Here is a 13,489-nt window from a genome sequence, read left to right on the forward strand (position 1 = left end):
GCTTTCCGGTGGTTCCGGCGGCACGCGGTCGACCAGCGCGCTCCGCGGATCTCCTCGCCGGGCGCGGGGCGCGCGCACATTCGTGTCCGCCGCTCGACCCACGGACGCGCGCGGCCTGGCGCTCGCCTGGGTGCTCGACCGCGCGCCCGACGCTGTTCGAGCCCGCTCCCTGCCCGGCGCGCTTTACTCCGTCAGGTTCGGTTCGCTACTCTCCGCCATCGTCATGCGGTGCGCACAGATGAGACCCCGTTCGGAGGCGTCGCGAGCGAGATGACGGTTCAGGCACCCGAGGGGCAGGCCGAGAGCATGACGGCCCTGATCGCGCGGCTCCGCGCGGAGCAGGGCGAGCAACCGGAGCGGCAGCTCCAGGCGCTCTTGCTGCACGAGCTGGGCGCGCTCGAGGAGGCGCTCGGCGAGGAGCCCACGGCGGCGCGCGACTACCTCGCCGCGTTCAACGCGGATCCGCAGTTCCGCGAGCCGCTCGAGGCGCTGGTCCGCATCCTCACGCGGCGCAAGTCCATCAAGAACCTCGGCAAGCTGCTCGACGCGCTCACGCGCGCCGCGGCCACGCCCGAGGAGCGGGCGCGCTCGTTCTGGGAGCGCGCGGCGTACCTCCAGGACCACGAGCAGAACCTCGCGGCGGCCAAGGAGGCGCTCGAAGAGGCGGCGCTCAGCAACCCGGAGGACGCGACCCCGTGGCTCGAGCTCGAGCTCATCGCGGCCAAGGAGGGGGACCTCGCGGGCCGGATGCGCGCCCTCGAGGCCCGCGCGGAGCTCGCGACGGACGCGACGTGGAAGGGGCTGCTCTTCATCGAGCTCGCCGACCTCGCGGCGGCGACCGAGAACGTGGAGCGCGCCTACGAGCTGCTCGACGCGGCCGCCGCGCTCGAGGGGCGGGCGCGCTTCAGGTCGCAGCTCGCGCTCGAGGTCATCGCCCGGCGCGAGGAGGACCTCGGCGCGCTCGCGCGCGCCCTCGAGGGGCAGGCGGAGCTCATCGCCGACGCGCTCGACGACGAGGCGAGCGGCGACGCCAACGGCGTCCCGCGGCACATGCGCAAGCCGGAGCACGCGGCCGACGCGTGGCTCCGCGCCGCCGAGCTGACGCAGCGGGCCGGGACGGGCGGCTTCGCGTCGCTCCTCGAGCGGGCCGCGGAGCGGCTGCCGCAGTCGACGCTGCTCGGCCGGGCGCGCATCGCCGCGCTCGAGTCGGCCGGCGAGGCCGAGGCCGCCGCCAGCCTGGCCAAGCAGGAGATCGCGCGCGGCGCGAGCGGGCCCGGCGCCGCGGCCCTGTGGCTCCGCGTCGCCGAGGCGGCGGCGCTCGCGAGCGATCGCGAGGCCGCGCTCGCGGCGCTCCGGAGCGCGCTCACGGCCGACCCGCAGTGCATCCCGGCGCGCGCGCTGGAGATCGATCTCCTCGGAGACGGCCAGGACCCGTCCGCGTTCGCGGCCTCGCTCGAGGCGACGGCGGCCTCGTACGCCAGCGACGAGGCGAGGGGGCGCGCGATGCTCCTCGCGGCCTACGTCTGGGCGGTGCGGACGGACGACGTCGGCGCGGCGAAGGCGGCCCTGTCGCAGGCGGGCATGGCCGGCGTCCACCCGGGCGTGCTCGCGCGCTTCGGTCGGTCGTTCGCGGCGCTCCGCGGCGACGCGGCCTGGTACGAGGAGTCGACGAAGCGGCTGCTCTCGACCGGCGTCGACCCGGCCGAGAAGGCGAGCCTGTGGTTCGAGATCGGCCGGAGCCGCCTCCTCCGCGGGGACGCGGACGGCGCCGAGGGCGCCTTCGCCGAGCTCGCCAACGCCGGCGCGGACGACGGCGCCACGCCGAACGCGTGGCTCGGGCGGGCGCTCGGCGCCTTCGCTGTCGATCTCGTCCGCAGCCGGCGCGAGCGCGGCGACGAGCCCGGCGCCGCCGGCCCGCGGCGCTCGCCGACGGTCATCGAGGCGCTCGCCGAGGTCGAGGGCGAGGAGACCGCGCGCGGGCTGTGGCTCGTCGCTGCCCTGCGCAGCGCGCGCGGCGGCGATCTGGATCGCGCCCGGAGCCGGCTCCGCGCGCTCTTCGAGCGATCCGCGGACGACGAGGTCATCGCGGTGTTCCTGGCCGAGCTCCACCGGCGCGCCGGGAGCCACACCGCCGCGGCCGCGACGCTCTCGGCCTGCGCCGCGGCGATCGACGACGCCGATCTCTCGGCGGCGCTGCACATCGAGGCGGCGATCCTGCTCTGGCGCGCCGGCGAGCGCGGGCGCGCCGTCGAGGAGCTCGAGGCGGCGCGCGGCAAGGCGCCGCGGGCTGGCGCGACGGTGCTCACCTGGGCCCTCCGCGGCCACGAGGCGAGCGATCTGGAGAGCCGGCGCCGCGCCCTCGAGGTCGCGGGCGAGGCGGGCGAGGACCCGGCGGCGCTCGCGCTGTCGCGGTTCGGCCTTGAGGTCGGCGCGGCCGAGGGCGGCGACGCCGACGAGGCGCTCGCGACGCTCGAGGCGCTGGAGTCGCAGGCGAGCGACGATCTCGCCCTAGCCGCCGCGCTCGGGCGGCTCCTCTGGCAGCCGGCCCTCGAGCAGCGGAGCGCCGTCGAGCGCGCGCTCGACTACATCGAGGAGCGGGGCGACGGCGCCGCGACGATCGCGCACGCCGAGCGCTTCCGCCTCGCGCGCACCCTGGACCAGGATCGCGCGAGCACCGCGGCGCGCGCGGCGGCGTGGGCCGCGGCCGACCCGAGCCCGCACGCCGAGCTCGAGTGGCTCGGCGCCGCGCTCGGCGCCGAGGACCGCGAGGCCGAGGTGGCCGCGCGGAGCGCGCTCGCGCGGCACATGGACGGCGAGGCCCGCGCCGCGATGGAGGCCTCGGCCGCGATCGTCGGCGCGCTCGACCAGCCGAACCTGCCGCGGCCGTTCCTGACGGGCGAGCACGCGCCCGCGCAGCTCGCCAACCTCGAGCTCGCGCTCCCCGGCTGCGATCCGCGGCGCCGCGCCGCGGCGCTGCACGGGCTCGGGGACGCGCTCGGCGAGGACGCGCAGCTCACCGCGCTCGGCCTCGCGGGCTGGTCGGACTTCGCGGCCGGGGAGCACGAGCGCGCGCTCGCCGCGTTCCGCACGGTCGTCGAGCGGCGGCCCGACGACGTCGCCGCCTGGGAGGGCGTCCGCGCGACGTCCGAGGCGCTGCGCGACCCCGTGTCGACGGCGCTCGCCTCGGCGCAGCTCGGGGCGCTCTGCAAGGACGACGCGCGCGGCGCGGGGTTCTGGGAGAGCGCCGGGCTCCTGCTCCTCCAGCACACCGAGGCGCACGACGACGCGGAGATCGCCTTCGATCGCGCGTTCTCGCGCGACCCGCGGCGCGGCGTCGCCTTCGACCGGCTCTTCCGCCGGGTCCGCGCGCGCAACGAGGACGATCGGCTGCTCGACATCATCGAGAGGCGGCTCGGCGTGGCGGACAACGACCTCGAGCTCTGCAAGCTGTTCTGGGAGCGCGCGCGCGTGCTCCGCAAGAAGGGCAAGCTCGACGACGCGCTCGCCGCGCTCGAGAACGTGACGCTGCTCGAGCCGGACCACATCGGCGCGCTGGCGCTCTCGGCCGACATCTCGAAGGCGCAGGGCGACCTCGGCCAGGCGGCCGCCTTCTACGCCGAGCTCTCGCGCGTCGCGAAGGCGCCGGGGGAGCAGCGCCTCATGTCGGGGATCACCGCGGTCGACGCCTACGAGAAGCTCGGCGAGCACGACAGGGCGCTCGAGGTGCTGGTCGGCCTGCATCGGGCCGGGCTGTCGACGCTCGTCGTCCGCGAGCGCCTCGTCCGCGTCGCCGCCCGGGTCGGCTCCTGGGACGAGGCGACGCGCCTGCTCGAGGAGCTCATGGTCGAGCGCGACACGCCCGCGGGGCGGATCGAGGCGGCGCGCCTCGCGATGGCCATCTACAGGGATCAGCTCCGCGCGCCGCGCCGCGCCGAGCGGGCCGTGGCGAAGCTCCTCGAAGAGGCGCCGGACGACGGCGAGGCGATCGATCTCGTCCTCACGACGGACTACGAGCCCGCGTTCCGCACCCGCGTGCTCGGCCGCGCCAAGGCGACGCTGATCCAGGCGCTCGCGGTCGAGCCGATCGACGCGGACCGGGTCGCGCTCCTCGCGAAGATCGCCGGCGCGGGGCAGGACGCGGCGCTCCGGCAGGCCACGCTCGGCGCGCTCGTCTCGCTCGTCCGCATCGACGACGGCATCTCCGCGGAGCTCAGGAAGATCGACGCCCGCGTCCCGGCGCGGCCGCAGATCGCCCTCGACGCCAAGGCCATGGCCGACATCGCCGATCCGCTCGACACCGGGCCCGTCGGCGAGCTGTTCGCGAAGATGGCCGAGACCATCTGCATGGCGCTCGGCCCCTCGCTCGTGTCGCTCGGCGTCGGCAAGAAGGACCGCATCGACTCGCGCGGCGGCCACCCGCTGCGCGTGGCGGTCGCCGAGTGGATGGGGGCGCTCAGCTTCGAGACGGACTTCGAGCTCTACGTCGGCGGCCCGAGCCCCCACGGCGCGACCGGCGTCTATGGCCAGCTGCCGGCGCTCGTGCTCGGCCCCGAGATCACGACGCCGCTCGACGCCGCCTCGCGCTCGGCGATCGCGCGCGAGGCGTTCGCGCTGCGCCGCGGCATCTCGTCGCTCAGGACGCGGGACGACAGCACCGTCGCCTCGCTCGTCGCGGCCGCGTGCATCGAGGCGGGCTTCACGGTCCCGCAGCCGCCCTACGCCGTCTTCGGCGAGGTCTCGCGCGCCATCCACAAGGAGATGTCGCGCGCGACCCGCAAGGCCATCGCCGACGTCTGCCAGCGCATCGTCTCGAGCCAGCAGGACCCGCTCCGCTGGGCGCAGGCCGCGCGCAGGAGCATCGACCGCATGGCCGTCATCGCCGCCGGCGACGTCTCGCTGGTCCTCTCGGACATCCTCAATACCCCGCGCGAGCAGCTCGGCGGTGTCGTCGCCGAGAGCGAGCGGGCGCGCCAGCTTGTCGCGTTCGTCCTCTCGCAGAGCTACCTCGAGCTCCGGAAGAAGCTCGGCATGGGGGTCCGGTGAGCAAGAATCCGCAATCCAAGAGCTCCTCTGGCGGCGGCGGCGACGAGGGCGCGCCGTCGCAGGAGAAGATCACGGTCCCCCCGCCGGCGATGTACGGCGCGGCGGTCTCGGAGGAGGGCGACGTCGAGGAGGCCACGCTCCTCGCGAAGATCCCCGAAGAGCTGATCCAGTCGATCCGCGGCGCCGAGGAGGGCGAGCGCGCCGGCGTAGGCGGCCTGAAGCAGCTGTTCTCCCGCGAGCACGTGCCCGCGCCCGCGAGGCCCGCGCAGAGCGCCGGAGAGAGCGACGCGCTGCTCGACATGCTGTTCGAGGACCAGCGCGCCGAGGACGCCGACGACGGGGTCGTGACCTCGGCGCCGGCGTTGCACGGGACGCGCCGGCCCCCGGCGCCCATCCCGCCGCCGCGCCCCCCGTCGCTGCCCCGCCCCGCGGCCCCGCCCCGCTCGGGCAAGCCGGACGACGTGAAGGCGTCGCTCGGCGCCGAGCCCACGCCCGGCGCGCCCGGTGATCGCACGCCCAGGATCCCGCCTCCGGCCCCGTCCGCGAGGTTCACGGCGCCGCGCCCGCAGCCCGCCACCCCGCCGCCCCCGCTGCCGCCGCCGTCCGTGCGCCGGGAGCCCGTGTTCGAGGAGGACACCGCCGAGCCGGGCGACCGCGCGACGCCCATCCCCGACGGCGGCGACTCCCCGTTCGAGTTCGCGCCGCCCAGCGGCGCCAGCAGCGCCCGGTTCGCGGATGCGTCCGCCTTCGACGACGAGGAGACGCACGGCATCGACGACGAGGAGACGAACGCCCTCGACGAGCCCGGGCCCACGACCCGGCCGTACGCCGGCCAGTCGTCCGCCTCCACCAGCCGCTGGGACCAGGCCGCCGCCGACAGCGATCCCGGCGAGCTCGTGGACGAGTCCAGCCTGCTGAGCGGGCCGCCCGAGCCGACCGATGAAGAGCTCGAGGACGATCTCGCGCAGACGCGCGTCGCGACCCGGAGACCCGACAGCGGCGTCGCGTTCGCGCCGCCGCGGCCGTCGTCGTCGTCGCCGCGCGCGCCGTCGTCGTCGCCGCCGCGACCGTCGTCCTCGTCGCCACGCGCAGCGTCATCGCCGTCGCGCCCGTTCGCGGCGTCCCACGTCCGGCCGTCGTTCGTGCCGACGTCGACGTCGTCGCCGCGCGCGCCGTCGTCGCCGCCGCCGCGGCCGTCGTCGGCCCGCGTCCCGTCGGCGCCTCCTGCGGGCCCGTCGTCGCCTCCTTCCCTCGCGCCGGAGAGCCTCCCGCCGCTGCCGTCAATCCCGCCGCCCGCCTCGGTGTTCGACGGCGAGCAGGACGCGAGCGCGATCCTCGTCCAGTCGCAGCAGCGCGACGTGTGGGCGGCGCGCGCCGCATGGCTCCGCTCCGAGGCCGAGCTCATCGAGGACCCCGCGGCCCGGGCGCGGGCGCTGCTCCCCGTCGCCGAGCTCTACGTGATGGCCGGGGAGGACGCCGCCGCCAGCGCCATCGCCGCCGAGGCGCGCGATCTCGCCCCGAGCCTGATCTTCGCGCACCGCCAGCTCCGCGGCCTCCTGATGCGCGAGGGGGATCTGCCCGCCGCGCTCGAGGCGCTGGAGAGCGAGACCCGCGTCCTCGGCACGCCGGCCGCGCGCTGCCACAACCTCGTGCTCGGCGCGGAGCTCTGCCGCATCCCGCTCGCGGATCCCGAGGGCGCCCACAAACGCTTCGAGCTCGCGGCGCGGACGCACCCCGCCGATCCGCGCGCGCACGTCCAGCGCTTCTGCGAGGCGCTCGCCGCGCCGGACTCGGACGCGGCGGCCTCCGCCGTGATCGCGAAGTTCCGCCTCCCCGAGGCGCCCGAGCTCGCGCCGCTCGCCGCGGCGAGCGCTCAGGTCGCAGCGCACCGCGGCGCGGCGCGGCCGGCGCGCGGCCGCGCCGCCTCCGCCACGCCGTACGAGGCGCTGCTCCGCGCCCGCGCCCTGCTCCGCGCCGGCGACCTCGCCGAGGGCCTCGCGAGCCTCGATCCCCTGCGTGGCACCTCGCTCGCGCCCGCCGTCGCGTGGCTCACCGCCGCGCTGAGCGCCGCGCGCAAGGAGACCCGCCCGGCGTCGCTCGGCGCGCTCCGCAGCGTCGCCTCCGGCTCGCACGGCGGCCAGGCGCGCCGCGCCCTCGCGGCGCAGGCGATCGAGCTCGGCGACGCCGCCGCCGTGCGCGACGCGACGCTCGACGACGGCGACGCCGGCGGCGCCTTCTCGCCGGCCGATCGCATCGTCCTCTCGGCGCTCGCCGGCGGCGCCGCGGGCGAGATCGACCCGTGGCTGGACGCCCTCGCCGACGATCCCGACTTCGCGCCGCTCTGCGCCGCGGCGAGCGCCGCCCTGAGCGACGCCGGCGGCGACGGCGCGGTGGCCTCCGCGGACGGCGCGCCCGCGTCGCGGGGCGTGCGCCCCCTCGGCGGCCCGAGGGCCCGCGCCGCCGCGGCCCTCGGCCGCGCGCTCTCGCGCGAGGCCGTCCCGGCGGAGGGCGGCGTCGACGCGAGCGACGCCTTCTCCCGCGCGGTCGTCACCTACGGCGACACCGCGCCGGAGAGCCCGCTCTTCCGGGCCCTCGCGCTCGAGCTCGATCTCGACGGCGATCGCGGCGCCCGCGTCGCCAGGGCCGTGGCGTCGCTGCGCGAGGTCGCGTCCGAGCGCGACGGCGCGCTCGCCGCCGCCGTCCTCGCGGAGATCGCGGGCGATCAGCGCGCGGCGATGGGCGATCTCGATCGCGCCCGCGCCGCGGACCCGCAGCACGAGGGCGCCGCGCGCGCCCGCGCCGCCCAGGAGAGCGGCGTCGGCGCGGCCCGCATCCTCGCGGAGCACGCGCTCACGCTCGACGAGGGGCCGCGGGCCGCGGTGCTCGTCACCGAGGCGGCGATCCGCCTGCTCGACGGCGGCGACAACGAGGAGGGCGAGCGCCTGCTCTCGCGCGCCGCGCAGATCGATCCGAAGCTCCCCGTCGCGCTCCACCTCGGCGAGCGGAGCGCGCGCGCCCGGGTGGACCGCGACGGCCTCCTCGAGTGGCTCAGGACCCGCCGCGAGGGCGCCGCCGATCCCCTCGAGCGGGCCCACGATCTCGTCCGCGAGGCGCTCCTCGTCGCCGAGGCCGACCCCGCGGCCGCCGCGTCGCTCCTCGAGACGGCGCACCGCTCGCGCCCGCAGGACATCGGCCTGCGCGAGCTCTTCGAGCGGCTCGCGCCGGAGCCGCCCGCCGACCGCGCCTCCTGGCGCGCCGAGCGCGCCGCCGAGCTCCTGCGCGCCCTCCAGAGCGAGGGTGAGGGCGGCGACGGCGGCGGCGACCGCGCCGCCGCGGGCATCGAGGCCGCTCGCCTCGCGCTCGAGGCCGCCCTCGACCACGAGCGCGCCGGCGATCTCGCGCAGGCCGCCGCGTGCGCCCGCCAGGCGATCGCCGCCGGGGACACGGCGCTCGCGCCGATCGCCCTCTACCGCGCGGCCGTCGCGGGCCACGGCACAGGAGAGCTCGTCGACGCCCTGATCCCGCGCGCTCGCGAGGCGGCGGACGCGGCGGAGCGCCTCGACATCTACGAGCGCCTCGCGGAGCTCGACGAGCAAGGGCGCAAGGACGCCGGCAGCGCCCTGCTGTGGCGCCGCTCCATCCTGGAGGAGACGCCGCACCACCTGCCGACGCTCCGCCGCGTCGCCTCCTACCTCATCGGCGAGGGCCGCGACGAGGAGCTCGAGCCGATCGCCCTCGAGATCGCGCGTGTCCTCGACGGCCCGGAGGCGATCGCCCACGCGCTCCTGTCGGCGCGGCTGCGCCTGCGCGTGCTCCCGTGGGAGGAGGCGCTCGAGCCGGTCCAGATCGCGTACAGGAACGAGCCCCGCGGCATCTGGGCGCTGCGCCAGATGGCCGCCCAGGCCCGCGCGAAGGCGGATCACGCCCTCGCGATCGAGGCGGATCGCCAGCTCATCGAGCGCACCGATCGCCCGTCCGAGGCCGCGGCCCTCTCGGTGCGCGCCGCCAGGGACGCCCTGCTGGCCGGCTCGATCGAGGACGCCGTCGCCTTCTTCCGGCACGCGATCACGCTCGTCCCGCACTACCTCGTCGCGCACCTCGACCTCGCCGACGCGCTCGATCGCGGCGGCGACCCGGCGGCCGCCGCCGCGGCGCTCGAGTCCGCCGCGGGCGCGAGCGTCGGCCCCGAGGGGCGCGCGCACTCGCTCTACGCCGCGGCCGTCCTCTGGCAGGACAAGGTCCAGAACGTCGCGCGGGCGCGCGACGTCCTCGAGGCGGTCGCCACGGTCGATCCGTCGTACGCCGACGTCTTCGCGCGGCTCAGGGCCATCTACATCGCCGAGGGGGCGCGCGCCGAGCTCGCCGCGCTCCTCGAGCGCCGCCTCGAGGCGGTGACCGATCCCGCCGAGCGGGTCGAGATGGAGGTCCTGCGCGGCCGGGCGCTCGCCGACGTCGGCGACGCGGCGGCCGCGAAGCGCGCGCTCGCCGCCGCGCTCGACGCGAACCCCGATCACGTCGAGGCCCTGTCCGCGTTCGCCGACGTCTGCGCCGGCGAGGGCGACTGGGCCGGCGCCGAGCAGGCGTGGATCCGCCTCGCGCGCCTCGTGCCCGAGCCCGCGAAGCAGGTCGCGATCTACCTCCGCCTCGGCGAGCTCTACGACGAGCACCTGCCGAACGCGGAGCGCGCCGAGCTCGCCTACCAGGAGATCCTGAAGCGCTCGCCGGGCGACGTGAGCGCGCGCGAGCGCCTCGTCTCGCTCTACAAGCGCGCTGGCGACGGCGCCCGCGCGCTCGAGCAGCAGAACCTCCTCATCAACGCCGCCGAGGCGCCCGAGCAGAAGTGCCGCCGCACCGCGGAGCTCGCCGAGATCTACGAGGCGATGGGGGACGCGAAGAAGGCCGAGGCCACGCTGCTCACGGCCCGCAAGACGTGGCCGAAGGACGACTTCGCGCTCGGCGCGCTGGCCCGCTACTACCAGCGCACCGAGCAGGCCTCCGCGGCGGCGACCCTGCTCGATCGCGCGCTCGCCGACGCGCGCCGCGCGCTCAACACCGGCCGCTTCGAGCCCTACCTCTTCTCGACGGTCGCGACGGTCGCGGAGCTCCGCGGCCGCGCCGGCGCCGCGAGGATCGCGCGCGCGACGGTCGACGCGCTCGACGGCCGCGACGCCGCGATGGGCGGCGCGGGCAACGCCGCCGGCGCCGCCCGCCTCGACGCCCACCTCGCGCCGGAGCTCATGACCCCGGCGTTCCGGGAGCTCCTGCTCAAGACGGGCCCGCTGCTCGACGCCGCGGTGCCGTTCGATCTCGACTCTATCCGCGCGACGCCGCTGCCGCCCCAGCACGCCGAGATCACCGATCTCGCGCGCGGCGTCGGCGCGGCGTACGGCCTCCCCAACCTGCAGGTCTTCATGACGGGCGCGCTCGGCGCCGTCTGCGTGCCGGCGTCCACGAGCCCGCCCAAGATCGTCCTCGGCCAGGCCCTCGTCACCTCGCCGCGCGAGGACGTCCGGCTCGCCCTCATCCACCGCGCCGTCAAGATCCTCCAGACCAACGCCTCGGCCTTCTCGCGGACGGCGCCGATCGATCTCTGGCCGCTGCTCGCGGCTTACCTGAAGGCGTTCGTCCCGACGTGGTCGCCGCAGGGCGCGGACGCCGGGCGCCTGCGCGAGTACCACGGCCGCATCGAGCGGGTGATGGCGGGCGGCGTGGATCCGAAGATCAGCGTGCTCGCCGCCGACGTCATCGGCTCGATCGGCAACCGCGCCTCGACGTTGAACACCGCGATCAACGGCTGGGGGAACCGCGCCGCGTTCCTCGCCGTGGGCGACATCAACGTCGTCCTCACGGGCATCGCCTGGTCCGGCGGCAACACGAACGCGCCGCCCGCCGCGGGCAAGGACCGCGTCACCTGGATCGGGCGCAACGCGGAGGCGCGCGACCTCATCGTCTTCGCCGTGAGCGACGGCCTGACCGAGGCGCGGGAGCAACTCGGGTTCAACGAGTGAAGGCGGGCGGGCGCCCGTGCGCTACGCGCCGCCCGCGCCTCATCGCGTCATCGTCACACCGTCATCGCGCATCGCGTTCCTGACGCGTTCTCATCGCGTTCCCATCGCAGGATTGCGCCGTGGCGCTATGTTGAGCGCGCGTCGCGGCGAGCACTTCGCCGTCGCGGAGGCTTGCTCGGCCGCGTATGCTCCGCTGCCCGCCAGCGAGCGCTCGGCCTCTCCGCCCCGACATCGGCTGCACGTCCCCCCACGATCCATGACGACGACCCTCAAGGCCAAGCCCCGCGTCTCTTACGATTGCTCGAAGTGCCCGGCGTACTGCTGCTCCATCTACGAGCGGGTCGAGGTGACGCCGCGCGATCTGCGGCGGCTCGCCCGCCATTTCGGCCTCACGCTCGAGGCCGCCGAGGCGCGCTTCACGAAGCGCTACAACGAAGAGCGCATCCTCCGGCGGCAGTCGGATCCGGTGCTCGGCCGCGTCTGCCGCTTCCTCGATCTCACGACCCGCGGCTGCACCATCTACGAGGCCCGGCCCGAGGTCTGCCGCGATTACCCGGGCAGGCCGCGGTGCGGCTACTACGACGTGCTCCAGTTCGAGCGGGAGACGCAGGACGATCCCGACGTGATGCCGCTCGTGCAGATCACGTTCCGGTCCAGGACGCCGGCCGGTTAGCCGTCGATAACGCGGCTCGAGCGCGGCTCGCGTCCCCTCACGTCCACTCGGGCCGCTCGTCGCCCGTGTCCGCCTGCGCCGCCGCGCTCGCCTTCCTCCGCTCGTGAAGCCACTCCTCCGGCCGATCGGCGGGGTAGATCCGCAGCGAGCCGTCGGCCGGCCCGAGCAGATCCTCCGTGCGCGCCGCGCCCGTGATCCGCTGCGCGGCGATGAGGCCCGACATCGCGGCGCCTGCCACCCCGTGGCTCAGCGTGCTGGCGCCGCACTGGTACAGCCCCGGGATCCTCGTCCCGATCGAGAACGACAGCGGGCCGAGCTGCCACCTCGTCTTGGCGGTGCCGTAGGCGGCGCCGCGGTGCGAGGCGCAGTAGAAGTCGTTGGTCAGCGGCGTCGCCACCGAGCGGAACACGAGCGCGCGCGAGATGCCCGGGATGACGTTCTCCGCCGCCGCGATCATCTGATCTCCGATCGACTCCTTGAACGCCTCGTACTCCGCCCCTCGCTCGCCCGTGCGGGTCTTCTCCCAGCGCGTGAAGGGGCCGTGGGGCACGAACGTGAACATCTCGATCGTGTGGTGGTTGCCCCGGGTCGGGTGGCCCGGGTCCTTCAGCGTCGTGATGGTCAGGAACAGCCCGTCCACCGCCCCGCTCGGCAGCTGGTGCTCCATGCGCTCGTAGAGGCGCCCCACGTCTTGCCCGCGGTACCACCAGTAGTTGCCCGAGTCGTAACCCATCGACCGGAGGTCCATGTCCACCGCGCAGAACACGCTGAGCAGGCTCACCGAGTACTCCATCCGCTGGACCTTGCGGCGCTCGCGGGCGGTCAGCTCGGGCGGCAGCAGCTCTCCATAGGTGATCGCCGGGTCCGCGTTCGAGACGACGCTCGCCGCGCGCAGGACCTCTCCCCCCTCCAGCTCGACGCCGGCCGCTCTCCCTCGCTCGACGAGGATCCTCTTCACCCGCGCGCGCGTCCGCACCTGCCCGCCGAGCCGGCGAAGGGCCCTGATCATCGCGAGCGGGATGCGCTTCGCGCCTCCGCGCGGGTAGTACCCGCCGTCCATGTAATGGCAGACGATCCCCGCGTGGACCGGCAGCGCCACGCGCGACGGCGAGAGGCCGTGATCGCCCCCCTGCGCCGACAGGAACGCGCGCAGCAGGGGATCGCGGATCGTCGCGTCCAGCAGATCCTCCTGCGTGCGGAGGCCCCAGCGCACGAGGCTCGGCACCTTGAACGGCGCGAGCAGCACCCTCGGGAACTCGAGCGTCTCCTCGAGGCGCCCGAGATCGTCGTTGACCCCGCGCAGCACACGGAAGTACCGCGCTATCCCCGCGGCCTCGCGCGGGAACCGCGCCGTGAGCCGGGCGATCAGCCGATCGAGGCCCTTGGGCACGTCGAGCCGCTCGTCGCCGATGATCAGGTGATCGAGCCCGTCCGGGTTGAGCTCGCAGAACTCGAGATCTCCCGAGAGCCCGAGCCCCTCGTAGAGCCGCCGCACGGCGCCCCCCGGGCCGAGCCCGCCGATATAATGGACGCCCGGGCTGAACAGATACCCGTTCAACGAGAAGCTGTGGGTCCACCCGCCGGGGAGGTAGTGCTGCTCGACGACGAGCACCTTCTGCCCCGCGCGCGCCAGCGCGAGCGCCGCAGTGAGGCCGCCGGCGCCCGATCCGATCACGACGGTATCTGCGTGCCGCATGACGCTACCCCCCTGGACTGCGATGCTCCAGGGGCGTGATCGGGTGCGCGCTCGTGCCCTCGATGGCCC

Annotated in this window: 4 protein-coding genes; 3 read left to right on the forward strand and 1 reads right to left on the reverse strand. The window is 75.9% G+C overall.

The genetic code is table 11. The features are described from left to right. Nucleotides 1-270 precede the first annotated feature (270 nt). The 3 genes from POL72_RS23300 (at nt 271) to POL72_RS23310 (ending at nt 11,724) form a co-directional block, all read left to right on the forward strand. Nucleotides 271-5,043: a hypothetical protein gene (locus POL72_RS23300; RefSeq protein WP_272097714.1), complete on the forward strand. Its 4,773-nt coding sequence runs from the start codon at nt 271-273 to the stop codon at nt 5,041-5,043. Then, nucleotides 5,040-11,051 (forward strand): tetratricopeptide repeat protein, encoded by a 6,012-nt coding sequence (locus POL72_RS23305; protein ID WP_272097715.1) that lies wholly within the window; start codon nt 5,040-5,042, stop codon nt 11,049-11,051. Before POL72_RS23300 ends, POL72_RS23305 begins: the two co-directional genes overlap by 4 nt. Before the next feature lie 256 nt (nt 11,052-11,307). Next, a complete protein-coding gene (locus tag POL72_RS23310; RefSeq protein ID WP_272097716.1) occupies nt 11,308-11,724 on the forward strand; it encodes a YkgJ family cysteine cluster protein in 417 nt (138 codons plus the stop codon). Nucleotides 11,725-11,761: 37 nt separating this feature from the next. On the opposite strand, the gene POL72_RS23315 is transcribed toward POL72_RS23310, so the two are convergent. After that, entirely contained in the window at nt 11,762-13,420 is a 1,659-nt protein-coding gene (locus POL72_RS23315) for a phytoene desaturase family protein (protein WP_272097717.1), read from the reverse strand. Nucleotides 13,421-13,489 lie beyond the last annotated feature (69 nt).

This window comes from Sorangium aterium (assembly GCF_028368935.1).
Classification (GTDB): domain Bacteria; phylum Myxococcota_A; class Polyangia; order Polyangiales; family Polyangiaceae; genus Sorangium; species Sorangium atrum.

Excerpts from the sequence above, each read along its gene's own strand:
- POL72_RS23310 (WP_272097716.1), top strand. The coding sequence starts at position 11,308 with ATGACGACGACCCTCAAGGCCAAGCCCCGCGTCTCTTACGATTGCTCG.
- POL72_RS23300 (WP_272097714.1), top strand. The coding sequence starts at position 271 with ATGACGGTTCAGGCACCCGAGGGGCAGGCCGAGAGCATGACGGCCCTG.
- POL72_RS23315 (WP_272097717.1), bottom strand. The coding sequence starts at position 13,420 with ATGCGGCACGCAGATACCGTCGTGATCGGATCGGGCGCCGGCGGCCTC.